The organism is Halalkalicoccus jeotgali B3, from assembly GCF_000196895.1.
Lineage (GTDB): Archaea > Halobacteriota > Halobacteria > Halobacteriales > Halalkalicoccaceae > Halalkalicoccus > Halalkalicoccus jeotgali.
The window spans coordinates 1,628,603-1,653,126 of record NC_014297.1 but is presented as its reverse complement, the minus strand read 5'-3'; the positions used below and the strand labels follow the sequence as shown (position 1 = coordinate 1,653,126).

General features: G+C 63.3%; 22 protein-coding genes and 3 tRNA genes. 15 read left to right on the top strand and 10 right to left on the bottom strand.

Going from position 1 to position 24,524, the window contains the following annotated elements:
• Nucleotides 1-3 precede the first annotated feature (3 nt).
• Complete coding sequence (locus tag HACJB3_RS08655) at nt 4-507, top strand: DUF309 domain-containing protein (RefSeq protein ID WP_008417364.1); 504 nt, start codon at nt 4-6, stop codon at nt 505-507.
• Here the strand turns inward: HACJB3_RS08655 and HACJB3_RS08650 are convergent.
• The 3 genes from HACJB3_RS08650 to HACJB3_RS08640 all read right to left on the bottom strand — a co-directional run bounded on the left by HACJB3_RS08650 (nt 504) and on the right by HACJB3_RS08640 (nt 2,791).
• A complete protein-coding gene (locus HACJB3_RS08650) occupies nt 504-1,844 on the bottom strand; it encodes a tryptophanase (RefSeq protein ID WP_008417365.1) in 1,341 nt (446 codons plus the stop codon). The two genes, HACJB3_RS08655 and HACJB3_RS08650, sit on opposite strands and share 4 nt — an antisense overlap.
• A gap of 88 nt (nt 1,845-1,932) precedes the next feature.
• The gene (locus tag HACJB3_RS08645) at nt 1,933-2,382 is read right to left on the bottom strand and encodes a UPF0179 family protein (RefSeq protein ID WP_008417367.1); all 450 of its coding nucleotides are present in this window, start codon (nt 2,380-2,382) and stop codon (nt 1,933-1,935) included.
• A gap of 25 nt (nt 2,383-2,407) precedes the next feature.
• Entirely contained in the window at nt 2,408-2,791 is a 384-nt protein-coding gene (locus HACJB3_RS08640) for a DUF5820 family protein (protein ID WP_008417370.1), read from the bottom strand.
• A gap of 344 nt (nt 2,792-3,135) precedes the next feature.
• Between HACJB3_RS08640 and HACJB3_RS08635 the strand changes: the two genes are divergently transcribed.
• The 6 genes from HACJB3_RS08635 to HACJB3_RS08610 all read left to right on the top strand — a co-directional run bounded on the left by HACJB3_RS08635 (nt 3,136) and on the right by HACJB3_RS08610 (nt 12,150).
• Nucleotides 3,136-5,205: a PrkA family serine protein kinase gene (locus tag HACJB3_RS08635; protein WP_008417371.1), complete on the top strand. Its 2,070-nt coding sequence runs from the start codon at nt 3,136-3,138 to the stop codon at nt 5,203-5,205.
• Entirely contained in the window at nt 5,202-7,478 is a 2,277-nt protein-coding gene (locus HACJB3_RS08630; RefSeq protein ID WP_008417373.1) for a PrkA family serine protein kinase, read from the top strand. The genes HACJB3_RS08635 and HACJB3_RS08630 overlap by 4 nt, the downstream gene beginning before the upstream one ends.
• Nucleotides 7,469-8,776: a YeaH/YhbH family protein gene (locus HACJB3_RS08625; RefSeq protein ID WP_008417374.1), complete on the top strand. Its 1,308-nt coding sequence runs from the start codon at nt 7,469-7,471 to the stop codon at nt 8,774-8,776. The genes HACJB3_RS08630 and HACJB3_RS08625 overlap by 10 nt, the downstream gene beginning before the upstream one ends.
• Nucleotides 8,773-10,770: a SpoVR family protein gene (locus tag HACJB3_RS08620; protein ID WP_008417376.1), complete on the top strand. Its 1,998-nt coding sequence runs from the start codon at nt 8,773-8,775 to the stop codon at nt 10,768-10,770. Before HACJB3_RS08625 ends, HACJB3_RS08620 begins: the two co-directional genes overlap by 4 nt.
• A gap of 217 nt (nt 10,771-10,987) precedes the next feature.
• The gene (locus HACJB3_RS08615) at nt 10,988-11,494 is read left to right on the top strand and encodes a DUF7344 domain-containing protein (RefSeq protein ID WP_008417379.1); all 507 of its coding nucleotides are present in this window, start codon (nt 10,988-10,990) and stop codon (nt 11,492-11,494) included.
• A 194-nt stretch (nt 11,495-11,688) separates the two neighbouring features.
• The gene (locus HACJB3_RS08610) at nt 11,689-12,150 is read left to right on the top strand and encodes a DUF7344 domain-containing protein (protein ID WP_008417380.1); all 462 of its coding nucleotides are present in this window, start codon (nt 11,689-11,691) and stop codon (nt 12,148-12,150) included.
• A gap of 150 nt (nt 12,151-12,300) precedes the next feature.
• On the opposite strand, the gene HACJB3_RS08605 is transcribed toward HACJB3_RS08610, so the two are convergent.
• A tRNA-Glu gene (locus tag HACJB3_RS08605) sits at nt 12,301-12,375 on the bottom strand.
• A 51-nt stretch (nt 12,376-12,426) separates the two neighbouring features.
• Nucleotides 12,427-14,397 carry a 3-hydroxyacyl-CoA dehydrogenase/enoyl-CoA hydratase family protein gene (locus HACJB3_RS08600; protein WP_008417381.1) on the bottom strand — a complete coding sequence of 657 codons (1,971 nt, stop codon included), beginning with the start codon at nt 14,395-14,397 and terminating at the stop codon, nt 12,427-12,429.
• Between the two features lie 138 nt (nt 14,398-14,535).
• Here HACJB3_RS08600 and HACJB3_RS08595 point away from each other — a divergent pair, with 138 nt between their 5' ends.
• The gene (locus tag HACJB3_RS08595; protein WP_008417384.1) at nt 14,536-15,129 is read left to right on the top strand and encodes a DNA-3-methyladenine glycosylase family protein; all 594 of its coding nucleotides are present in this window, start codon (nt 14,536-14,538) and stop codon (nt 15,127-15,129) included.
• Nucleotides 15,130-15,135: 6 nt separating this feature from the next.
• Here the strand turns inward: HACJB3_RS08595 and HACJB3_RS08590 are convergent, their stop codons facing one another.
• Complete coding sequence (locus HACJB3_RS08590; RefSeq protein WP_008417386.1) at nt 15,136-16,491, bottom strand: RimK family alpha-L-glutamate ligase; 1,356 nt, start codon at nt 16,489-16,491, stop codon at nt 15,136-15,138.
• An 83-nt stretch (nt 16,492-16,574) separates the two neighbouring features.
• Between HACJB3_RS08590 and HACJB3_RS08585 the strand changes: the two genes are divergently transcribed.
• The 5 genes from HACJB3_RS08585 (at nt 16,575) to HACJB3_RS08565 (ending at nt 21,252) form a co-directional block, all read left to right on the top strand.
• Nucleotides 16,575-17,591: a succinylglutamate desuccinylase/aspartoacylase family protein gene (locus HACJB3_RS08585; protein ID WP_008417388.1), complete on the top strand. Its 1,017-nt coding sequence runs from the start codon at nt 16,575-16,577 to the stop codon at nt 17,589-17,591.
• Nucleotides 17,592-17,684: 93 nt separating this feature from the next.
• Entirely contained in the window at nt 17,685-18,077 is a 393-nt protein-coding gene (gene sdhC, locus HACJB3_RS08580) for a succinate dehydrogenase, cytochrome b556 subunit (protein ID WP_008417390.1), read from the top strand.
• Nucleotides 18,078-18,446: a succinate dehydrogenase hydrophobic membrane anchor subunit gene (locus tag HACJB3_RS08575; protein WP_008417392.1), complete on the top strand. Its 369-nt coding sequence runs from the start codon at nt 18,078-18,080 to the stop codon at nt 18,444-18,446.
• Nucleotide 18,447: 1 nt separating this feature from the next.
• A complete protein-coding gene (locus HACJB3_RS08570) occupies nt 18,448-19,329 on the top strand; it encodes a succinate dehydrogenase/fumarate reductase iron-sulfur subunit (protein ID WP_008417393.1) in 882 nt (293 codons plus the stop codon).
• Between the two features lie 60 nt (nt 19,330-19,389).
• Nucleotides 19,390-21,252 (top strand): FAD-binding protein, encoded by a 1,863-nt coding sequence (locus tag HACJB3_RS08565; protein WP_008417394.1) that lies wholly within the window; start codon nt 19,390-19,392, stop codon nt 21,250-21,252.
• Between the two features lies 1 nt (nt 21,253).
• Here the strand turns inward: HACJB3_RS08565 and HACJB3_RS08560 are convergent, their stop codons facing one another.
• On the bottom strand, nt 21,254-22,546 hold the full coding sequence (locus HACJB3_RS08560; RefSeq protein ID WP_008417395.1) for a 5'-deoxyadenosine deaminase: 1,293 nt from the start codon (nt 22,544-22,546) through the stop codon (nt 21,254-21,256).
• A 76-nt stretch (nt 22,547-22,622) separates the two neighbouring features.
• Here HACJB3_RS08560 and HACJB3_RS08555 point away from each other — a divergent pair.
• Together HACJB3_RS08555 and HACJB3_RS21055 are read left to right on the top strand one after the other, a co-directional pair.
• Nucleotides 22,623-22,701 (top strand) — tRNA-OTHER (locus HACJB3_RS08555).
• Between the two features lie 201 nt (nt 22,702-22,902).
• Nucleotides 22,903-23,025, top strand: coding sequence for a hypothetical protein (locus HACJB3_RS21055; protein ID WP_008417396.1), 123 nt, complete (start codon nt 22,903-22,905; stop codon nt 23,023-23,025).
• A gap of 276 nt (nt 23,026-23,301) precedes the next feature.
• Here HACJB3_RS21055 and HACJB3_RS08550 read toward each other — a convergent pair.
• From HACJB3_RS08550 to HACJB3_RS08540, 3 genes are all read right to left on the bottom strand, one after another.
• A tRNA-Thr gene (locus tag HACJB3_RS08550) sits at nt 23,302-23,375 on the bottom strand.
• Nucleotides 23,376-23,393: 18 nt separating this feature from the next.
• Nucleotides 23,394-23,864 carry a GNAT family N-acetyltransferase gene (locus HACJB3_RS08545; RefSeq protein ID WP_008417397.1) on the bottom strand — a complete coding sequence of 157 codons (471 nt, stop codon included), beginning with the start codon at nt 23,862-23,864 and terminating at the stop codon, nt 23,394-23,396.
• A gap of 43 nt (nt 23,865-23,907) precedes the next feature.
• Nucleotides 23,908-24,474 (bottom strand): CBS domain-containing protein, encoded by a 567-nt coding sequence (locus HACJB3_RS08540; protein WP_008417398.1) that lies wholly within the window; start codon nt 24,472-24,474, stop codon nt 23,908-23,910.
• Between the last annotated feature and the right edge of the window lie 50 nt (nt 24,475-24,524).

Genomic DNA, 24,524 nt, shown 5'->3' with positions numbered 1-24,524 from the left:
AGTATGGACGAGCACACCCGCGACGACACCGTCGGGCCGCCGGTCTCCGGCACCCCAACCGGGTGGTGCGCGAACCGGGTCCCCTCGAACGGATGGGAGCACGGAACGCTTCGACGGGCGACCGTTCACGGCGTGCGCCTTTTTAACTCCGGCGCGTATCACGAATCGCACGACTGCTTCGAGGACGAATGGTACAACTACGGTAGCGGTAACACCGAGAGCAAGTTCCTCCACGGGATGGTACAGGTCGCCGCAGGGACCTACAAACACGTCGATTTCGAGGACGATGCGGGGATGCGATCGCTGTTCGAGACGGCACTGCAGTACCTACAGGGAGTGCCAGATGATTTCTACGGCGTCGACATCGTCGACGTGCGGACGGCCCTCACGAGCGCCCTCGACGAGCCCTCCGAGATAGACGGGTGGCGGATCCGACTCGACGGCGAGCACCCGACGGCTCACGGGACGGACTACGCCTACGCGGAGGCGCTCGAACACGGCCCTTAAACCGGCTTTAGACGGGCGCTGAAGTGCCGTAGCGCCTCGTTTTCGGGCTCCGAGACGACTTCTAATCCTCGGACCTCCTCGCCCCGTTCGAGGACCGCACTGGCCGTTTCGGCCACGTGATCGAGGTGCTCGTCGTGGTAGGTCCGTCGCGGAAGCGCGAGGCGGACGAGGTTCGGACGGTCCGTGTTCGGGAAGGCGAACCCACCGAGTTCGACACCGCGAACGCCGCCCTCGCGATAGAGTTCACAGACCAGCGCCTGGCCGGGGAACTCCTCGTCGGGAACGTGAGGCAGCGCTCGTCCGGCGTCGATGTAGACGGCGTGGCCTCCGACAGGGGTGTAGATCGGGACGTTTCGCTCCCGGAGGCGCTCGCCGAGTGCGCGGACCTGCCCGATCCGAGCCGTGAGGTACTCCTCGGAGACGGCCTCCCGAAGCCCGACGGCCATCGCCGCCATGTCCCGGCCGGCCATCCCGCCGTAGGTCGAAAAGCCCTCGTAGAGGATCGCCCGCTGTTTCGCGCGCTCGAACAGGTCGGGATCACGAACCCCGACGAACCCGCCGACGTTGACCAGTCCGTCCTTCTTCCCGCTCATGACGATCGTGTCGGCGTGGGAGAGTTGCTCGCGGGCGATCTCGGCACTCGAGCGCTCGGCGTAGCCGTCCTCGCGCTCGCGGATGAACAGCGCGTTCTCGGCGAACCGGCAGGCGTCGATGACGAACGTTGCGTCGAGTTCGTCCGCGAGATCACGCGTCTCCTCGATGTTCGCCATGCTCACCGGCTGGCCGGCTACCGAGTTGTTGGTAATCGTGAGGATTACCGCGGGAATGCTCTCGGGGCCGACGTCATCTGCGAGTTCGCGCACGCACTCCGTGTCGAGGTTACCCTTGAACGGATCTTCGCTGTCGAGATCCCCCGCACCTTCGACGGGACAGTCTACGGGATCACCACCGTTTTCGGCGACGTGTGCCCGGGTGGTATCGAAGTGGGTGTTGTTCGGGACGACGTCGCCCACCTCGATCAAACACCCGTAGAGAACGTTCTCGGCGCCACGACCCTGATGGGTCGGCACCACTCGATCGAACCCCATCACCTCGGCGATCGCCGTTTCGAGTGCGAGAAAGCTCTCGCTGCCGGCGTACGCCTCGTCGGCTTCCATCATCGCGGCCCACTGGGTGTCGCTCATCGTGCCGGTGCCACTGTCGGTCAGCAGATCGACGAACACGTCCTCGCTGGCGAGGTTGAAAACGTTGTAGCCGGCCGATTCGAGTCGTTCCTCTCGTTCGTCCCGGGAGAGGAGTTCCGTAGACGATGCCATCGCAGACGTATAGGAGAACATACCAGAACCTCGGGCGACGACCGTTTAATCCTACCGCGACAGAGTTGTACACAAAAGTCGGGGATCGGGTATCGAGCCCCGAACTCGCTCACTCCTCGGGGGCTGCGAACTCCACAGTGGTGAGTTCCCGGTCGAGCATACAGTACTCGTGGGGCGGGTCACCGACGACCTCAGTGATTCTGTACTCCTCGTCGATGTCGACGCCATCGGGAACACAGAGTTCGTGACTCGGGCACTCGGTGTACGGACAGTCGCCGGCGAGACGGGCCTTGCTCCCCGCGTACAGTCCCTTCGAGGGGACGTTCGCTTTCATTCTCGCAGGTGTGACCTCCACTGCGTTGACGCCCGTATCGTGGACGCCACACTCCAGCGTCTGGGCGTTTTCCCGGACGCTCTCGACGCGGTACTTCCGGCCCTCGACGAGGTTCAGACACTGGCTTCGGTACGGACAGCCCTCACAGGCGTCGGCTTCGCCGTGGTAGACGAACTCGGTTCCGGCCTCCGCGAGCCGGGTGCCGATCAGGGTGAGCGTGCTCATTGTCGTCGCTAGGCCGACCTGCGGGTTAAGCCTCTCGCCCGGTCAGTTCGTCGAGCCGATCCAGATACGCTTCGCGGGGAACCTGATAGGCGTCCCTGTAGTCGAGGTCGCCATCGGCGAACCGACGCGCGAGGTCGGTCGCGGCCTCGCTTGCCTCCGTGCGCTCGTCGTAGCGCTCCTCGGCGAGGACGACGTCGGGTTCGAGATAGAGGGTGAGGTGCCACGAGCACCCACCTCGTTCGTGGCGCTGTTCGGGTCTGCGATTCCTGTGTGGGCCGTTGCTCAGATACAACGTCGGCAGACAGGGCGCCGGAAACGCCTGCGAATCGAACACGTCCGGCCGGTAAACGAACACCTGTCGGTCGGGTTCGTCGCTCCACTGCTCCCATCCTCCCGGTGGGTCCTCCATATCGAAAGTGCACCACCCGCAAATAAGTGCACTCGGGTTCGCGAGAACACGATACTGGCCGTATCCAGGGAAAGATTTATGTTAACGTAGCACACCCATATTAAATAGTATCGGTGTCCGCCCGCCGAACGACCCGCGCTGTCCGCGTCCCTCTCTCGATAGTCCCGACCGGGGTCCCGGCAGCGACCTTCGTTCCATGACTGCTCTCACCACCCGTCCGCGGTTCCCCAGCCGACCCGTGTCGAGCCAGCGATGGGAGGCGGCCGGCGGCCGTGACACCCTCTCGTCGGTGACGTGGATCTGTCGGTCTGTGTGTTTACACTCTTCTCGACTCCACAACAACCATGACCGCTGACAACACCCTCGAAGCACTCAGCCAGCAGTACAGAGAGACGGTTCCGAGCGACCTGCGCGACGCAAAGACGTTCGCGTGGTACCTAGATGTCGTCCACGACGACCCGAAGGTCACGAGAAACGCCCACCAGCGCGTGGCCGACATGTTCGATTACTACGGCACCCACTACGACACCGAGTCGGGAACCGTCGAGTACCTACTGGCCTCGGAGGACCCGCTTGGGGACGGCGAGAACACCTTCTACGGCGAGGTGGTTCACCGGGCGATCCACGAGTTCGTCAACAAGGTCAAAAGCGGTGCGCGTGGCCTCGGGCCCGACCGCCGGATCAAGCTCCTGTTGGGGCCCGTCGGTTCGGGGAAGTCCGCCTTCGACTCCCAGCTTCGCACGTACTTCGAGGACTACACCGCCCGCGAGGAGGGCCGAATATACACGTTCCGGTGGACGAACCTCTGTGACGTGATCGCCGATCAAGACCCCGCCGACGACGTGGTCCAGTCGCCGATGAACCAGGACCCGCTCGTGCTCCTCCCGCTCGAACAACGCCAGCAGGTCATCGACGAGATCAACGAGCGCCTCGAAGCACCCTACACCATCCGCAACGAGCAGTCACTCGATCCCGTCTCCAGTTTCTACATGGATCGCCTGCTCGCGTACTACGACGACGACCTCCAGACCGTCCTCGAGAACCACGTCGAGGTCGTCCGCCTGATCGCCGACGAGAACAAGCGCCAGGCGATCGAGACCTTCGAACCGAAGGACAAGAAAAACCAAGACGAGACCGAACTCACGGGCGACGTCAACTACTCGAAGATCGCGGTCTATGGCGAAAGCGATCCACGGGCGTTCGACTACTCGGGGGCGTTCTGTAACGCAAACAGGGGGATCTTCTCGGGCGAGGAGCTGTTGAAACTCCAGCGGGAGTTCCTCTATGACTTCCTGCACGCGACTCAGGAACAGACGATCAAGCCCAAAAACAACCCCCGCATCGACATCGATCAGGTGATCGTCGGCCGGACGAACATGCCCGAATACCGCGAGAAGAAGGGCGACGAGTCGATGGAGGCGTTTAACGACCGGACCAAGCGCATCGACTTCCCGTACGTACTCGAGTATGTCGCCGAATCGGAGATCTACGGCAAATTGCTGAGCAACGCGGACGTCCCCGATATCCACGTCGAACCCCACACCTTGGAGATGGCCGGACTGTTCGGCGTGTTGACCCGTATTGAGGAACCGCATACGGAGACGGTCGACATCGTCCAGAAGGCGAAAGCCTACAACGGCGAGTCGAGCGACGGCGACGACGTCGACGTAAAGAAGCTCCGCGAGGAAGGCGAGGAAAGCGCGGAGATCGCCGAAGCGATGATCGGGATCTCGCCGCGGTTTATCGGCGACGAGATCGCCGAAGCGATCATGGACTCGATGCATCGGGGTCGGTCGTACCTCTCGCCGCTTGCGGTCTTCACCCACTTCGAGGAGAACTTAGAGAACCACGGGTCGATCCCCGAGGAGAACTTCGAACGGTACTACCGGTATCTCGAACTGGTCCGCGAGGAGTACAGGGACCGGGCCATCGAGGACGTGCGTCACGCGCTGGCCTACGACATCGACGAGATCCGCCGGCAGGGCGAGAAGTACATGGACCACGTGATGGCCTACATCGACGACGACACCGTACCCGACGATCTAACGGGACGCGAACAGGAACCCGACGAGACCTTCCTCAGGGCCGTCGAGGAGAAACTCGACATCCCCGAGGACCGAAAACACGACTTCCGACAGGAGGTCTCGAACTGGGTGTCTAGGAGAGCACGCGAGGGCGAGGCGTTCAGCCCCGAGGACAACGATCGCCTGCGTCGGGCCCTCGAGCGCAAGCTCTGGGAGGACAAGAAACACAACATCAACTTCTCGGCGCTGGTCAGTGCGAACGAACTCGACGACGACGAGCGAAACGCCTGGGTCGACGCGCTGATCGAACAGGGCTACTCCAAGGAGGGCGCAATGGAGGTCCTGGAGTTCGCCGGCGCCGAGGTCGCAAAGAGTGAACTCGAAACATGACCGGGACGGAGTACCTCAGGGAGGCCGATCGGGAACTCGACGCGGCCTACGAGGAGCCCATGAGCCTCGCCGAGTACGTCGACCGACTGTTTTCCCACCCCTCGATCGGCGCCCACGCCTCGAAGTACCTCCTCGATGCGATCGAGGCCGCCGGCACCCGCACGGTGATCGAGGAGGGCGAGGAACGGGAGCGCTACCGCTTTTTCGACGATACACACAACGACGGCGAACACGCGATCCTCGGCAACACGGGGATACTCAACGATTTCGTCGACGACTTGCGCTCGATCGCCGCGGGCCGCGGGAAAGAGGAGAAGATCATCTGGTTCGACGGACCCACCGCCACCGGGAAATCCGAACTCAAGCGGTGTCTGGTCAACGGGCTGCGCGAATACTCGAAGACGCCCGAAGGACGGCGCTACACCGTCGAGTGGAACATCGCCAGCGCGGAAGACGACCCGGGACTCACCTACGGTGACGTCTCCCGGATCGATGAGGACAACTGGTACGTGAGTCCCGTCCAGTCGAACCCCCTGTCCGTGTTTCCCGAGCCCGTCCGGGACGGGATCCTCGCGGATCTAGCGGCCGAACACGGCGACCACACGCCGATTCGCGCGGAGACCGACCTCGATCCCTTCTCTCGGGAGGCCTACGACTACCTCGAGAAGCGATACCGTCGCGATGGGGTCTCGGACCTCTTTTCGGCCGTGACGGACGCCCGGCATCTGCGGGTGACGAACTACGTCGTCGACGTGGGCCAGGGGATCGGCGTGCTCCACTCGGAGGACGACGGGCGGCCAAAGGAGCGTCTCGTCGGCAGTTGGATGGCCGGCATGCTCCAGAAACTCGACTCGCGCGGCCGGAAGAACCCCCAGGCCTTTAGCTACGACGGCGTCCTCTCGCAGGGAAACGGCCTGCTGACGATCGTTGAGGACGCGACCCAGCACGCCGACCTGCTCCAGAAGCTGCTGAACGTCCCCGACGAGCGCCACGTCAAACTGGATAAGGCGATCGGGATGGACGTCGACACCCAGTTGCTGATCATCTCGAATCCCGATCTGGACGCCCAACTCAACCAGCATGCGGACCGAAACGGCGCGGACCCGCTGCGGGCGCTCAAACGCCGTCTCGACCGCCACGAGTTCCGCTACCTCACGAACCTCCGACTGGAGTGTGAGCTGATCCACCGCGAACTCACCGGCGAGACGTCGATCTGGGAGGGAAGCGACGGCGAGGAGCTCCACGACCGGATCCGCGCCCCGCTTTCGATTCGGGTCGGCGAGCGGGGCGGTCGGGTGGCCGTGCGTGAACTCGCACCCCACGCCATCGAATCGGCCGCCCTCTACAGCGTCGTCTCGCGGCTCGACCGGGACGACCTCCCGGAGGGGCTCTCGCTGGTCGAGAAGGCGCTGTTGTTCGACCGAGGCTACCTCCGGGAGGGCGACGAGCGGGTCGAAGCCGACGCCTTCGAGTTCGATCCGAACTCGAACGACGGCGCCCACGGCATTCCGGTTACGTTCACCCGGGACATCATCGCGGAGTTGCTCAACACGCCGCGCGACCGGACCCATCCGGAACTGGCCGTCGAAAACGTCCTCATGCCCCGTGACGTGCTCAACGCGATGGCCGAACGTCTTCACGACGCGCCGATGTTCTCCCGCGGGGAGCACCGGGAGTTCGAGGACCGACTCGTCGCCGTCAAGAACCACGTCTTCGACCAGCAGGAGACGGACGTGATCGACGCGATCATGCACGAAAAGCGCGTCGAACCCGAGACCGTCGAGGAGTACGTCGAACACGTCTACGCGTGGGCGACCGACGACGTCGTCACGACCGACCAGGGCGAGATCGAACCGGACCCCCTGAAGATGAAGGTCTTCGAGATCGAGCACCTCGGACGATTCAGCGAACAGGAGTACGACGGCACGACGCCGATGCCCACGGTCAGGACGTTCAGAAACGATCGGATCATCACGGCGCTAAATCGTCACGCCTGGCAACACCGCACTGAGGACTTCGCTATCGACGAGGTGAACTTACTCGACATCCCCGTGATCCGGGACGTCCTCGAAACGCACGGCTGGAGCGACGTCGCGCGCGTCTACGAGGATCTCGATCCCGAACAGTGGGACGACCCGCCGGCGAACACCGAGACGGCGGCGATCAAGGACCGAACCCTCGAAACGCTGATCTCGGAGTTCGGCTACTCGCCGGCGTCGGCCGAACTGACGAGCCGGCACGTCATGGGACAGGTGAGCTACCGATGGGACTGAGAGAGGACTTCGAGCGCTATCGCGAGGTCGGCGAGAAGCGCCGCCAGGACCTCGCGGAGTTCATCCAGTACGGCGATCTCGGGCAGGGCGACGATATTCACATCCCGATCAAGATCGTCTCGCTGCCGGAGTTCGCCTACGACCGCCTCGATATGGGCGGCGTCGGACAGGGCCAGGGTGGCACACCCGAGCCCGGCGACCCGGTGGGCCAACCCCAGCCCAGCGACGGCGACGGAGAGGGGGAGGCCGGCGAGGAGGGAAGCGACCACGAGTACTACGAGATGGATCCCGAGGAGTTCGCCCAGGAACTCGACGAGCGGCTCGGACTGGACCTCGAACCGAAGGGAAAACAGGTCGAAACCGAAGAGGAGGGCGAACTGACCGACCGGACCCGGACCGGACCCGACAGCACGCTCGACGTCGAGCGCCTGTTCAAACAGGGGCTCAAGCGGAAACTCGCCATGGAGTTCGACGAGGAGTACGTTCGGGAACTCCTGCGTGTCGAGGGGATCACCCCCGAGGAGGCGTTTCGCTACGCGCGGACGAACCACATCCCCGTCTCGAAGGCGTGGATCGACGACGCCATGGGAGCGATTCCCGACGCCGAACGCGGTCGATGGCGGAGTATCGAGACCATGGAGGCGAACGTCGAATGCGAACCACTCAGCCAACGCATCCGCCGGGAAGGGATCGGCCACATTCCCTTCCGGCGGGAGGACGAGCGCTATCGGTACCCCGAGGTCGTCACCAGACCGCAACACAACGTCGTCGTCATCAACATCCGGGACGTTTCGGGCTCGATGCGCGAGGACAAGCGTGAACTGGTCGAGCGCACCTTTACCCCACTCGATTGGTATCTCACGGGCAAGTACGACACCGCCGAGTTCGTCTACATCGCCCACGACGCGAGCGCGTGGGAGGTCGAACGGGAGGACTTCTTCGGGATCCGTTCGGGTGGCGGGACGAAGATATCGAGCGCGTACGAACTCGCCGCCGAGATCTTAGAGGAGCGCTACCCGTGGCGCGAGTGGAACCGCTACGTGTTCGCCGCGGGCGACTCCGAGAACTCCTCGAACGACACCGAAGAGCGTGTGATCCCGCTGATGGAGGGAATCGAGGCGAACCTCCACGCCTACGTCGAGACCCAGCCATCGGGGAGTGCGATCAACGCGACCCACGCAGAGGAGGTCCAACGCCGCCTCGGTGACCGGGAGAACGTCGCGGTGGCCTACGTTTCGGGGCCCGACGACGTGACGGGGGCGATCTACGAGATACTTAGCACGGAGGACGAGGAATGACCACCAACTATCAGGCCCAGCGCATCGCGGACGAACTCGAAGAGCCGGTCCGGGAGGCCAACGAACTGGCGAGAAAGCTCGGACTCGATCCGTATCCGGTGAACTACTGGATCGTCGACAACGACGAGATGAACCAGCTGATCGCCTACGACGGCTTCCAGGAGCGCTATCCCCACTGGCGTTGGGGGATGAAGTTCGATCGCCAGCAGAAGACCAACCAGTACGTCGGCGGGAAGGCCTTCGAACTCGTCAACAATGACGACCCCTCGAACGCCTTTCTCCAGGAGTCGAACTCGCTTGCCGATCAGAAGGCCGTGATCACCCACGTCGAGGCCCACGCCGACTTCTTCGCGAACAACCGCTGGTTCGGCCTCTTTACCGGCGACGAACCGGGATCGAGTCCGAAGGCTGCGGCAATGCTCGCGCGCCACGCGAAGACGATCGAGTCCGCGATCGCAGACACCGACGTCGAGCGAAGCGAGGTCGAACGCTGGATCGATAACGTACTGTGTATCGAGGACGCCATCGACCAGCACAGCGCGTTCGTCCACCAGCGCATCGCAGAGGAGGACCTCGATCGAGAGGACATCGAGCAGGCCCTCGAAGGGCTCGGCATCTCGGATGCGGTCCGCCGGGAGGTCTTCGACGAGGAGTGGCTCGAAGGTCAACGCGAGGGGCCCTCCGGGGAATCGTTCCCCGAGACACCCGATCGGGACCTGCTCGCGTTCCTGCGCGAGCACGGAAAGCGGTACGACGCCGAGGCCGAACGCGCCCGTGAGATGGAGCCGTGGCAACGGGACGTGCTCGACGCGCTCCGGACGGAGGCGTACTACTTCGCCCCCCAGCGGATGACGAAGGTGATGAACGAAGGCTGGGCGGCCTACTGGGAGTCGATGATGATGGGCGAGGAGGGCTTTGCCGACGGCGAGGAGTTCATCGACTACGCCGACCACCAGGCTCGCGTGCTCGGATCTCCCGGGCTCAACCCCTACAAACTCGGCAAAGAACTCTGGGAGTACCTCGAAAACACGGAAAACAGGCGCGAAGTGATCGACAAACTCCTCCGAATCGAGGGGGTGACGTGGCGAAACTTCCACGATACCGTCGATCTAGAGCGAGTTCGAGAGCTCCTCGAACCGCGCGCGCCCCTCGACGAGATCCGCCGGGATCGTCTCGACGAACTGGAATCGCTGGGGAACGCGGTCGATCACGACGCACTCGAGCGCGCGAGGGCGGGCGGGATAGACGTCAGTCGATATCCGTGGAAGGTCCTCTCCTACGAGGGACTCGCAGAGCGCCACTACTCGCTCGTGAAACCCCAGAACAGGGGTGTTCTCCGACGGATCACGCAGGCGGACCTCGAGCGGGTCGGACGATACGTCCTCGACGATTCTCTCTATGGAAGCGTCGAGGAGGCGATCGCCGACGTGGATCGAACCGCAGGCTGGCGGCGCATGGCCGAGGTCCGGACGAGCCACAACGACGTGACGTTCATCGACGAGTTCCTCACACAGGAGTTCGTCGACCGCCATCACTACTTCACCTACGAGTACGCCCATGCGACGGGCGATTACCGTGCGACGAGCACAGACGCTACGGACGTTAAAAAGAAACTGCTGTTGCAGTTTACGAACTTCGGCAAACCGACGATCGAGGTCCACGACGGGAACTTCGGGAACCGAAACGAGCTACTGCTTGGCCACCGGTACAACGGCGTCGCGCTCGACATCGGACAGGCCAAACAGACGCTCGCTCGCATCTTCGAACTCTGGGGGCGTCCCGTGAACCTCATGACCATCAGAAAGGAGATCTCCGAGAAGGACATCGAGGTCGCGAGACGGCGAAATCGCGAACCCGAGCCCACCGAACGGGGCATTCGGATCCGCTATGACGGACTGGAGTTCGAAACGACCGAACTCGACGAGGACCTGACTGTCGCCATCGAGGCTAACGATATCGACTACGACACGAAGCCCCCCGAGTGGCTCGCCTGAACGTCCGTCGGTAGCGATCGGGTGAGCGGCCTCGTGTGCCCTGTCGGTCGTTAGAGAGCCATTATGCAGGATACCATACGATTAGAGAGTCGATCCATAGCGATAATGTTTGATGGAATAGTAGTGTAAAAATACGTAACAATAATATCATCTCTCAATGAGGACTCATGCGGGATGAACGAAGACCGGTCGTGGAGTGACGAAAACGAGGACAGATATGAGTGACGACGTGGAACTGGAGGAGGGCGAAATCCACGACATCCTCAGGAACGACCGGCGACGCGCCGTTATCGAATTCCTGTCGACCAGCAACGACCACGTGACGATCCGGGAACTCTCGGAACATATCGCCGCCGTCGAGAGTGGCGAGGATCCGCCGCCGCGAAACGTTCGCCAAAGCGTCTACGTCTCGCTTCATCAGACACATCTCCCAAAACTCGAGGGACTCGGCGTCGTCAAATACGATACCGACAGTAAAGACGTGCGCCTCCACGATCGGGCGACCACCGTCGAGGCCTACATGAATCGACACCAGCAGGGGACCGGTCGGTCCCGCTTCTCGCTTGCGTACTTCGTGGTCGGCGCTCTCGGTTTGCTTCTCGCGACCGTTTCGGTTATCGCCGATTCGGTGGCCGGGTTGCGTCCGAACGGGGTACTCGTAGTACTGTTCGGCGTCGTGACTGCTCTCGGCGCGTACCAGTCTTGGTCCCAGTCGACGTCGTGATCGACGCCGGTTCCCGGGAGTAGTGGCAGCCCAATCGATTCGCCGTTCGTCATGCTCCGAAACGTACGTGTCAGAATTTTAATACACTCCTAAGACGGTTTAAGCGCCGGTTTGGAACCAGTTAGGAAGGGAAAAAGTCTGTGAACTATACTCTCTTTATATTATGCCTTCTGAACTATATGTTTGTAGGCATCATGAGTATCCAGACGACGCCCGCCGAAGACGTTCCCACGGAAACGGTCGCCGAACAGCCATCCATCTCGAAGGACGACCTGTTTCACCTCCTTCAAAACGCCCGCCGCCGCGCTGTGTTGCGGTACTTCGCGGCCCACCCGGGCAAAGAGGAGTTCAACATGCGTGCGGTCGCGGAGGCGATCGCCGCCTGGGAGAATGAAACGACCGTCGAACAGCTGAGTTCCGACCAGCGCCAACGCGTGTACATCGCCCTATATCAATCTCATCTCCCCAAACTCGACGACTACGGGGTCATCGAGTACAACCAACCGCGCGGCTTGATCGTTCCGACGGCGCTAACCGCGCTCTTCGAGCCGTATCTCGACGAGGAGTTCGACGCCGTCCCGATCGACCAGCGGATCGCGATTCCCGAGGACCGATCGTCGCTCGGATCGGCCGTGCGGTCGCTTCTCAACCGATAGAGTCGATCATCGAATCCCGATAACCTGACCGGATCGCTCTCGGATAGTCGTTTTCATCACGGACGATGAACGAGTAGCCACGAGAGCGGTCATCTCCCTCGACGGGTGAGTGTGGATCCACCTCGTCGACTGTTCGGGTCGTTCGAGAAGTGCTCGGTCAGGGATTTGAACCCTGGTCCTCGGCTCGAAAGGCCAAGATGATTGGCCGGACTACACCAACCGAGCCAACGCGTACTACCGTTCCCGGCAGATTCGTTTAAACGTTCCGTTCCGTCCCTACTCTCCCTCGAACTCGGGCTCCCGGTCGCCCTGAAACGCCGAGAGCCCCTCCCAGAGGTCGTCGGTGGTAAACAGGTGGCCAAAGGAGGAGGCCTCGTACTCCAGTCCAGCGTCGATGTCGTCGCGCCCGGCGAGCATCGCCCGCTTGGTGAGCTTCTGGGCGATCGGCGGGCCCGCGGCGAGGTCGCATGCGAGTTCCCACGCCCGGTCCTCGAAGCCCTCGGTCGAAACGACCTCGTTGACGAAGCCGTAGTCGGACATCGTCTCGGGGTCGTAGTCGTTGTCGGCGGTGAAGATGATCTCCTTTGCACGTCCCTCGCCGACGATCCGCGGGAGGCGCTGGGTGCCGCCCCAGCCGGGCATCAGTCCGAGGTTGTGTTCGGGCTGGCCGAACTGCGAGCGTTCGCTTGCGATCCGCATGTCGGCACAGGCCGCAAGCTCCATCCCCCCACCGAGACAGTAGCCGTCGATCGCGGCGAGGACGGGTTTCGGGACTTCCTCGAGGCGGCCGAATACGTGCTGTCCGCGCCGGGAGAGTTCGGCGGTTTCGAGCCCGCTGCCGGCCGCGGCCGTCGAGGCGTCGAACCCAGCCGAAAACGCCCGGTCGCCGGCACCCGTCAGGAGGATCGCGCGAACCTCGTCGTCCTCGACGAGCCGATCGAGCGCGTCGTCGATTTCCTCGATCATGTCGGTCGTGATGGTGTTCATCCGGTGGGGCCGGTCGATCGAGAGGCGACCGACCCGTTCGTTGATCTCGACCGCGATGGTGTCGTACGTATACCCTTCCGTATCGGCCTCCTCGGCGTCGTAAAACCCGCCTTCTTCGGCGCGCTCACGGAGATAATCGTCGGGACGATAGCGCTCGTGGCCCGTCTCCTCGTACGCTTCTTCGAGCGTTTCGAGCAGCGACTGGAGTCCGTAGTCGTCGACTACCGCGACGGGCCCCTCGGGCCACCCGCCACCGAGGGTGACCGCCTCGTCGATCGATTCGGGCGGGGCGATGTCGCCGCCGATCAGTTTTGCGACCTCGTTGGCCATCGAGGCGAGCAGGCGGGCCTCGACGAACTCCGAGCCCTCGTCGGCCGGGATTTCGGCACCGGGACCGTCCTCGTAGTCGTAAAAGCCCTTGCCGGTCTTCTTCCCGAGTTCCTCGTTTTCGACCTTCTCGGCGAGCAACGGCGCGGGCTCGTAGGCCTCACCCAGCACCTCGTTCATGTACTGGAGGACGTGGTAGCTCACGTCGTTGCCGACCTGGTCGCCGAGTTCGAACGCGCCCATCGGGTGGCCGATATCGAACTTCGTCGTTGAGTCGACCTCCGTGATCGTCGCCTGCTCCTCGCTGACGAGCCACGCCGCCTCGTTCATCAGCGGGACGAGCACGCGGTTGACGATGAATCCCGGGGCGTCCCGGTGGACGCGCACGGGCGTCTTCCCGAAGTCCGCTGCGAGCGCCTCGGTCAGTTCGAGTGTCTCCTCATCGGTGTGCTCGCCCGTGATGACCTCGACGAGGTCCATGCGGACCGGCGGGTTGAAAAAGTGCATCCCACAGAAGCGCTCGGGCCGTTCGGTGACCTCCGAGAGCTCGGTGATCGAAAGCGAGGAGGTGTTGGTCGCGAAGATCGCCCCGTCGGGAGCGTACTGTTCGACATCGCCGTAGACGTCCTTTTTGATCTCCATCTGCTCGGGGACCGCCTCGATCAGGAAATCGGTCGAGGAGACGGCCTCTTCCATGTCGACGACGGGGGTGACCCGATCGAGGGCCGCGTCGGCGGTGTCCTGGGTGATCCGGTCGTTCTCCGCGAGCTTGTTGAGGCTCCACTCGATCCCCTCGTAGCCGTTCTGAACGAATTCCTCTTTGATGTCTCGCATATACACATCGTAGCCAGCGAGCGCGGCGACCTCCGCGATCCCGTGGCCCATGTTTCCGGCACCGAGAACCGTGATGGTGTTGATATCGTCGATCTCCATGGCCGATACTCTAGTTGGAACGGGTTTCAACGTTTCCCTCTTCGGCGTTGACAACTCGTCAGCCGTTTATTCCGTTTCTTCGAGGACGGCGGTTCGTGAACCGATATCGTCAGGTAAGTCCCGTCCATAGGGCAGGTGATGGCCGACGATCCACGCACTCACCTTCGGGACGACCCCGTAATGGCGCGGTTGATCGAGGAGTACGACCCCTACGCCGAACCCGAGTGGGGCGAGGAGTTCGAGCGCCTCGTCGTCTCGGTGATCAGTCAATCGATCTCGACGGCCGCCGCGAGCGCGGTCAGAGAGCGCGTCTACGAGCTGTTCGACGGCCCGATCACGCCCGAGGCGGTTCTCGCCACGGACGACGACGAACTCGCGGCGGCGGGCTTCGGTACACAGAATACGGAGTACGTGAACAACGCCGCCGAGGCCTTCCTCGAACGGGACCTCACCCGCGAGGGGCTCGCGGACCACACCGACAGGGAGGTCATCGAGGAACTGACTCGCATTAGGGGAATCGGCGAGTGGACCGCCCGGATGTACCTGTTGTTCGTCCTCGAACGCGAGGACGTCCTGCCCCTAGGGGATCTCGCGGTCAGACGCGGTATCGAGACCCTCTATAACGACGGCGAGGAACTCACCCGAGAAGAGATGACCGAGATCGCGAAGGCCTGGCGGCCCTACCGGTCGACCGGGACGAAGTACGTCTGGGCGGCCTACGAGGGCGACTGAGCCGTCTCAGAGCTCCTCTTCTTCTTCCTCTTCCCGGTCGGGATCGTAGTCCTCGGCCTCGGCGCGACGGCGGACGTCGACCTGGTAGTTCTCGAGGATGTCTCGGCCCAGAAGCAGCGCGTAGTCCATGTGGCTGCGGTCCTCGATGCTCGCGGTGACGGTGTGCTGGTTGCCGCTGACGCCGACGACCAGGTCGACGACGGGGCGTGATCTGCTGGACTTCGAACTGCCCGATCGGACCCGCGTGATGGATTTGATCGGGCCGGCACCGATTTCGGCCGCGAGCCCGGTGTCGATACTGGTTCTGGCCGCGCCGGTGTCGGATTTGGCGATCACGGTCTTGCTCCCGCTGGTCCCGCTGACCAGCACCTCCTCGGTGTAGCCGATACTGACGGCCTCCTCGTGAGCCTGTTCGGCCTCCCGTGGCATCGAGGACGGTCGCGAGTCGTCGAGCGTCGCCGAGAGGTCCGCGACCCGCTCGGGGTCGACCTCGCCGCCCCCGAGTTCGATCGCAAGCTGGGCGATGTAGGGCGCGGGGCTGACGTTCGAGGCCTTGTAGAGCCCCCGAAAGCCCGCCGTGGGGTTGACTTCGAGGACGAACCAGCCGTCTTCACCCTCGATGAGGTCGACCCCGGCGTAGTCGAGTCCGACAACGTCGGCCGCCGTGGTCGCCATCTCGACGACGGTGTCGGGGAGCCGGTCGCTCGCGTCCTCGACGTCCCCGCCGAGGGCGACGTTCGTCCGCCAGTCGTTCTCGGGGGCGTAGCGGTTCATCGCGCCGATGATCCGGTCGCCGACGACGTACACCCGTAGATCGCGGTGGTGCTCGCCGTCGCGCTCGATGAGTTTCTGGAGGAACGCCTGCCGGTTGCCGACCCGGGGGTTGACCGTCTCATCGGGGCCGATCTTCCAGGTGCCCCCGCCGTGGGTCCCGATAGCGGTCTTGTAGACGACCTCCTCGCCGAACTCGCCGCGGCCCTCGTTGAGCCGGCGGTTGTCGAGTGCGAGCAGCGCATCGGGTACCGGCACCCCGGCGTTGGCGAGTTTCACGCCGGTCGCGAACTTATGGAGCGCCGTGAGCGTGGCCTGTGGCTCGTTGAGCATCGGACGCAGCGATTCGTAGGTGGTTGCCAGCCCGAGTTCCTCGCTCGGGTGGCCGGTGTTCGAGAGCAGGAGGCGGTTCGCGATCACGTCGACGTCGGGTTCGAGGTGAACCCCCTCGGAATCGATCTCGATCGCGGTGTTCTCCTGTCTGATCCACTCCCCGCGATGGCCCAGATCCTCGACGGCGTTCAGGATCGCTTTCGTCTCCTTGCTGCTGTGTAGGCTCAGTACCCCAACTCGAACGCTCCCGTCTTCCATACGCTGACAACTCATGGCGGGTGCAAAAACGTTGCCGGTGCGAACTGAGTGCCTTATTATACGCTCGGTCCCCACGAACGGGTATGACCGATTCGCCCGCCCCCTTTACGTACAACGGGGGGACGGTGGCACCCGGCGAGACGGCGAACATTCGATACACGGTCAGCGAGACCTACCTCGGGGATCCCATCCGGATCCCCGTGACGATCGTCAACGGCGAGCATCCCGGCCCGACCGCCTGTCTCACCGCCGCGACCCACGGCGACGAACTCAACGGCATCGAGGTCGTCAGGGCCGTGGCCTACGAGTGGGACCACAGCGATCTGCACGGCACCATCGTCTGTATGCCCGTGTTGAACGTCCCCGGATTCCTCGCCCAGCAGCGCTACCTCCCAATCCTTGATCGGGATCTGAACCGGTCGTTTCCGGGCTACGAATCGGGTACGAGCGCCCGCCGGATGGCCCATCGGATCTACACGAACTTCATCAGACCGTGTGATTTCGTACTGGACTTCCATACGTCGACACGCGGACGGAACAACATGCTCCATGCCCGAGCGAACATGGAGAACCCCGCCGTCAAGCGCCTCGCGAACGCCTTCGCCTCGAACGTCATCATCGCCGGACAGGGCCCCGAGGGAACGCTTCGCCGGGAGGCAAGCGACGACGGGGTCCCGGCCGTGACCATCGAGATGGGCGGGGCCCACCAGTTCCAACGCGACCTTATCGACGAGGCCCTCTCCGGCGTCGAGAGCGTCTTCGCCGAATACGGCCTCCGGCCGGAGACACAGGTCCGCTGGCCGGGGTGGCGCACGGTCATCCAGGACGACCTCGAGAAGACGTGGATCAGGGCCGATTCGGGCGGGATCGTCGATATGCACCACCGGCGGGGAGCGCTCGTCTACGAGGACGAGGCGATCTGTACGATCACCAACCCCTTCATGACCGAAACGGACGTCGTCGAGGCACCGTTTACCGGCCTTCTCGTGGGCGTCCTTGAGAACCCCGTCGTCTATCCGGGCAACCCGATGTGTCATCTCGTCGAACTCGACGAGGCGATCGAACACATCGTCGCCTCCCAACATCCCGTCGGGGAGTAGCTCACGGACGAGAACCGTCACGACAGCCATCGAGTCGGTCGATCGTGTGAGGTAGTAACCTCTTTAGTCCATGAGTCCAAGACCCAACCAGGAATGAGTCAGTCGTACAATCGCGGCTTCATCGAGGACTTCGGCCGGTGGCGCGAGTTCACCGCCGGCATGTGGGCGTGGATCTTCCACAAGTTCACCGGCTGGGTCCTGGTCGGGTACCTGTTTACACACATCGCCGTCCTGAGTACGGCCACCGTCGGAACGGGGGTCTACACCGAGACGCTCCAGAGTCTGGAGAGTCTCTTCGTCGTCCGGGTGCTGGAGGTCGGACTGCTCTCGGTCGCGGTCTTTCACATCCTCAACGGGGTTCGTCTCCTGATGGTCGATCTGGGGGTGGGCCTCGAAGCACAGGACAAGAGCTTCTACGCGGCGTTGATCGTGACGGGCTTGATCGCCATCGCAAGCGTTCCGACGTTCCTCGAGGGGGTCTTCTAGATGGCAGAGCGCTACTCTTCGTTCAAGCCCGGCGGCACCCTCTGGTTGCTCCAGCGCGTGACGGCGGCGTTTCTGGTCCTCGTACTGGCGTTTCACTTCTTCCTCCTTCACTTCGTGAACCACGCCTCGGAGATCACCTTCGCGGGCAGCCAGTACCGCATGGGAACGCTGAGCTACTACTCATTGATGGTGACGTTTCTGATCACCGCGACGTTCCACGGCGTCAACGGCGTCTACAACGCCCTGGTCAATCAGGGGCTCGACGGCACCCAGAAGACCGCCGTCAAGGGCGTGTTGATCGTCGCGAGCGTACTGCTGATCGCTCAGGGGATTCGAACGGCAAACGCATTCGCAGGGATTACGTTCTAACATGAGCACACCAGCCACACGGGAACGCGAGAGTACAGAGGTCGACGCCGGCGACGCGAAACCACGCTCGCCCCACCAGGACCGGCGCCTCCAGGAGAAGGCGACACGAGCGGAACAGAGCCAACGCGAGAGCGAAGAACGCGCGGCTGAACACGAGAACACCGTCGAAATCAAGGTCTTCCGGTACGATCCGGAGGTCGAGGAAAAACAGGAACCGCGCTTCGATACGTTTCATGTCCCCTTCGAGAAGGGGATGACGGTACTGGACGCGGTGATGTACGCGCGCGATCACTACGACTCCTCGCTTACCTTCCGTCACTCCTGTCGGCAGGCGATCTGTGGGTCGGACGCGTTTTTCATCAACGGCCGCCAGCGACTGGGCTGTCAGACCCAGATCGCCGAACTCGATACCCCGGTTCGGATCGAGCCCCTCCCCCACCAGGAGGTCGTCAAGGACCTCGTCGTGGACATGGACTCGTTTTACGAGCAGATGGAGGCCGTCGAGCCGTACTTCCAGACGAACGAACTCCCTGAGGACGAACTCGCAGAGCAGCGCCAGACCCGCGAAAACCGCGAGAAGATCAAGATGGGCACGCGCTGTATCTGGTGTGCCTCGTGTATGTCTTCGTGTAACATCGCGGCCGGCGACGACCAGTACCTAGGCCCGGCACCGATCAGCATGGCCTACCGCTTTGCGATGGACGAACGCGAGGGCGAGGACATGAAAGAGCACCGTCTCCGAATCATCGAGCAGGAACACGGCGTCTGGCGGTGTCAGACCCAGTTCTCCTGTACGAACGTCTGTCCGAAGGACATCCCGCTCACGGAGCACATCCAGGAGCTCAAACGCGAAGCGGTCAAGAAGAACCTCAAGTTCTGGTAACCCGAGAACCACAGCAACGCAGACCACAGCCTCAATACCATACACTCCAAATCACAGATCATGCACGAACACGATGTACTCGTCGTCGGCGCGGGCGGTGCCGGCCTCCGGGCCGCGATCGCGGCCCACGAGGAGGGCGCGGACGTGGCGATCGTCACGAAACTCCATCCCGTGCGCAGCCACACCGGCGCGGCCGAGGGTGGTATCAACGCCGCACTCCGGGAGGGCGACTCCTGGGAGGATCACGCCTACGACACCATGAAGGGCTCGGACTACCTCGGGGACGCCCCCGCGATCGAGACCCTCTGTAAGGACAGCCCCGAGGAGACGATCCAGCTCGAAAACTGGGGAATGCCCTTCTCCCGGGAGGACGACGGCCGAGTCTCCCAGCGCCCGTTCGGCGGACTGTCGTTTCCCCGAACCACCTACGCCGGCGCCGAGACGGGCCACCACCTGCTGCACACCCTCTATCAGCAGGTCGTCAAACGCGGCATCGCGGTCTACGACGAGTGGTACGTCACCCGACTGGCCGTCAGCGAGGATCCCGACCCCGAGAAACGCGAGTGCCACGGGATCGTCGCCTTCGACGTGCAGACCGGCGAAGTCGCCGGTTTCCGGGCACGAAACGGCGTCGTCCTCGCGACGGGCGGCCCCGGGCAGGTCTTCGATCACACCACTAACGCCGTCTCCTGTACCGGCGACGGTCCCGCGATGGCCTACCGGGCGGGCGTCCCGATGGAGGACATGGAGTTCATCCAGTTCCACCCGACGACGCTCCCGAGTACGGGCGTGTTGATCTCCGAGGGGGTCCGTGGCGAGGGGGGGATTCTCTACAACGAGAAAGGAGAACGGTTCATGTTCGAACACGGCTACGCCTCCAATTCCGGCGAACTCGCCTCGCGTGACGTGGTCGCGCGTGCGGAGCTCACCGAGGTCAACGAGGGTCGCGGCGTCGACGACGAGTACGTCCACCTCGACATGCGCCACCTCGGCGAGGAGCGCATCATCGACCGCCTGGAGAACATCCTGCATCTGGCGGGGGACTTCGAGGGCGTCGACGGGCTGGTTGAGCCCATGCCGGTCAAGCCAGGCCAGCACTACGCGATGGGCGGCATCGAGACCGACGAGAACGGCGAAACCCTCGTCTCGGGGCTGTACGCCGTCGGCGAATGTGCTTGCGTTTCGGTGCACGGCTCGAACCGACTGGGCGGCAACGCGCTGCCCGAACTCATCGTCTTCGGCGCACGGGCGGGACGCCACGCCGCCGGGACGGATCTCGGCGAGGCGATCATCCGGACCGGACGCACCGAAGACACCGAGATCGGCGAGGTCGACACGCCCGTCGCGCCCGGCGCGATTCACGCGGGCGACACCGACGATGACGCCGTCGCGGACGGCGGGGAGCCGCGTGCGGACGGCGCGAGCGTCGTCCCCGAACCCGACGAGGTCGTCGAACGGGCCCTTACGGCCGAGAACCGACGGATCGACCACCTGATGGAGAAAGACGAGGGCATCCAGCAGGCCGAACTCCGCGAGAAACTCCAGAAGACGATGACGCGGAACGTCAACGTCTTCCGGACCGAGGAGGGACTCAAACAGGCGCTGCGGGACATCCGCGAGGTGCGAGAACAGTACCAGGACGTCTACGTGGACGACCCCTCGCGCACCTTCAACACCGACCTCCAGCAGACCATCGAGATGCGCAACCTGATCGACACCGCCGAGGCCATCACGCTTGGCGCGCTCGCGCGCGACGAGTTCCGCGGTGCCCACTGGCGCCAGGAGTACCAGGAGCGCCGCGACGAGAAGTGGCTCAAACACACGCTGTTGTCGTGGAACGACGGCACGCCCGAACTCTGGTTCAAGCCCGTGATCCTCGAGGGTGAGGACAAAACCTACGAGCCGAAGATCCGCAGTTACTGACTTAGACGATCATTTCGGCCAGTTCGTTCGCTCGCGCTCTCACTCGCCGGGCGTCGACGGTCGTGATCTCGCCGTCGTCGTACAGCACCTCCCCGTCGACCATCGTAAAACGCACGTCGTCGCCGTGGGCGGCGAAGACGAGATGCGAGAGGGGATCGTGGATCGGCGTCGCCCGCGTCAAATCCGTGGAGAGACCGACGACGTCGGCCCGCCATCCCTCTCGGAGTGTTCCGACGCGGTCGAACCCGGCCGCACGCGCCCCGTTGACCGTCGCCATCTCGAAGACGGTTCGGGCCGGAAGCGTCGTCGGGTCGAGCGAATCGACCTTCCCGAGCAGACTCGCTTGGCGCATCTCGGTGTAGGGATCGAGGGTGTTGTTACAGGGCGGGCCGTCGTTGCCGAGCGCGACGTTGATCCCCCGGTCGACGTACGCCTCGACCGGCGCGACCCCGCTTGCGAGTTTCATGTTCGAGGAGGGACAGTGAACGACGTGGGTTCCGGTTTCGGCGAGGATCTCGCGTTCGCGCTCGCTCGTGTGAACGCAGTGGGCGAGCACGCAGTCCTCGCCGGTGAGTCCGACCTCGTCGAGCCACTCGATGTTGTCCATGCCCGTCTCCTCGCGGACCACCGCACATTCCTCGCGGTTCTCGCTGGCGTGGACGTGGATCCGGACGCCGTACTCCTCGGCGAGGTCGCGCGCACCCCGGAGACAGGGTTCGGTACAGGAGACGGCAAACCGGGGCGTGACGGCATAGCGGATCCGCCCATTGTTTAGCCCGTCGTATCGCTCGATGAGACGCTCGCTTTCGGCGAGCGCCTCGTCGGTGTCCTCGCGAAGCCCCTCCGGAGCGTCCTTGTCCATCAGGACCTTTCCGAACAGCCCTCGGATCCCGACCTCACCGGCGGCCTCGAACGCCCGATCCGCATGCGACACCGAGAGGTGATCGATACAGGTCGTAACGCCGCTTTCGATCAGTTCGAGGTATCCCAGGAGTGCCGCGACCTCCATGGCCTCGCCGTTCATCGCGGCTTCCATCGGAAGGACGTGCTCATAGAGCCACTCCAGCAACGCGGTGTCGTCGGCGATCCCGCGACCCAAGCTCTGAACCGAATGGACGTGCGCGCCGACGAGTCCCGGCACGAGCATGTCGTAGTTCCGACGTTCGTGATCGGGATATCGATCGATGAGATCCGCCGCCGTACCGACGGCGACGATCTCACCGCCGTCGGTGACGACCGCACCGTCTTCGAGGACCGTCGAGGAGTCGACGACGACTGTTCCGGTGAGGAGCATGACACAGTCTCGGTAAGCACGGCTTATATGCGAACCGACCGCTAAGTTCATGGCTCCGAGTGCCCTCTGCCGAGTCGGAAGGGTGGCTCAGTGGTAGAGCGCCGACGCACGTTTCGTGCAACAGGCTTCGCGTGGTTCGAATCCCGCCCCTTCCGTGTTCGATTGTGAGTGATTGGACGAACAGCGAAAGCGAAATCGAGGGATACGAACGAGGAACACATCGTTACGAGCGATCTCGAATCCGCTCCGTCACTGAGGTCCGAGTCGACGTCTCTAGAACTGTACTGTAATTTATTCTTCTAAACATACATATTTTTATAGACTAAACTCGTATCAAAAGTTGGAGTTGAACACAGATGTCCTCGATGTTTATCATCACACTGGTCGTCCCGCTCGCGGTGGCGCTGTTCGTGACCGAATGGGTTCTGACGTCGCGTCCACAGCGACTCACAGGAGACGGGAGACGGGCCGACCGATAACGGTGGCCGGCCGGCGCGGCTACGAAAGCGGATGGGCGAGTCGCACTCGCCCGGACAGGAGACCGTGCCGTGTGTCCAGCGGACCAAGCGGGGGTGGGCGGCGAGTGGCACCCAGCATGCCACGTCCTCCCCACACCATGCTGGCTGTCTGCCAGCATCCTTTGCTACGCCCGAGACACACATAGATATACAGCGACTAACTCGCGGTTGGGAGGTCCTAAATCGGCGATACGGACAGTCTGAGGCGGCATCGGTTCGATGAAACGAATCGAAAGGAGCCAGAGGAGGGATTTGAACCCCCGAACTCCCGATTACAAGTCGGGTGCTTGAACCGCCCAAGCTCCTCTGGCTCGTCCCGTATGCTGTCGCTACGGAGTGTTATCGGTTTCGACTCGTTTCTCGAGTTCGATTCGGTGGGGTCGGTAGTCGTGCGCGCTATAGAAGCGTCGTGCAGCCTCGTTTGCGGCGAGTACCTCGAGCCCGATCGCCGCCGCGCCCTTCTTCCGAAGGGTCTCCTCGGCTCGCTCCAGCAGTTTCGAACCAATGCCCTCGCCACGCCGATCGGGAACCACGAAGAGGTTGTGGATGATCCCTCGAACCGTATCGACGTCGTAGAGGCGATACTCGACGGCGAACATCGCGAACCCGACGACCGCGCCGTCCGACCGGGCGACGAGGAGGTTTCCGTCGGCGATGTGACGCCCGATCGCTTCCTCGATACGCTCGCGGTTCGTCTCGCTCGCGAGGTGTGAGCCGAACGCGCGCTGGCCGCGAGCGAGGGCGACCCAGAGGTCGGCGATCGCGGCGGTTTCGTCGAACTCCGGCGGTTCGATCCGCATCGCTCCGATGGAGACGCCCGAGTCAAAAGAACCGTCCGGTCGATCAGGCCCCGCGGCAGTCGGCACAGATCGCCTGCCCGTTGACGGACTCCAGACCGGGCATGAGCGACCCGCAGGCCTCACAGACGCTCTGTGAGGAGTACTCGGGGTTTTCCGGTTCCGTTCTCGTTCCGGTCTGCAGGTCCGATGTCGATGTCGAGAGCGTCTCGGCGTCCCGCTCCGAGGCCGGGAGGAGCGACGCGGTGGCCGTGATGACGTCCTGAGAGGTGAGGACGCCGGCGACGCCGTCGCCGTTTCGCACGAGCAGTTGACGCCTGTCCTCCGTCGAGAGTGCGCTCGCGGCGTCCGAAAGCGGTAGATCCGCCCCGACGCTCGGACCGGGACCGGACATGACCGAGGCGATACTGGCGTCGGTGGGGATCGTCCCGGTCGTCGCCCGCAGGAGATCGCGCTCGGTGACGGTTCCGACAGCCTCGGATCCCCGGAGGACGACGACGGCGTCGGCACCCTCATCGATCATCACGTCGATGACGTCCCGGATCGTATCCGATTCGCTCACCCCCACGTACGCCGTGGTCATCGCGTCTCTGACGGTGAGGTCTTCAACCATATGTGGGTGTTTAGCATAGGTGGTCTAAAGTGTGTTCCCGGCAGAGTTAT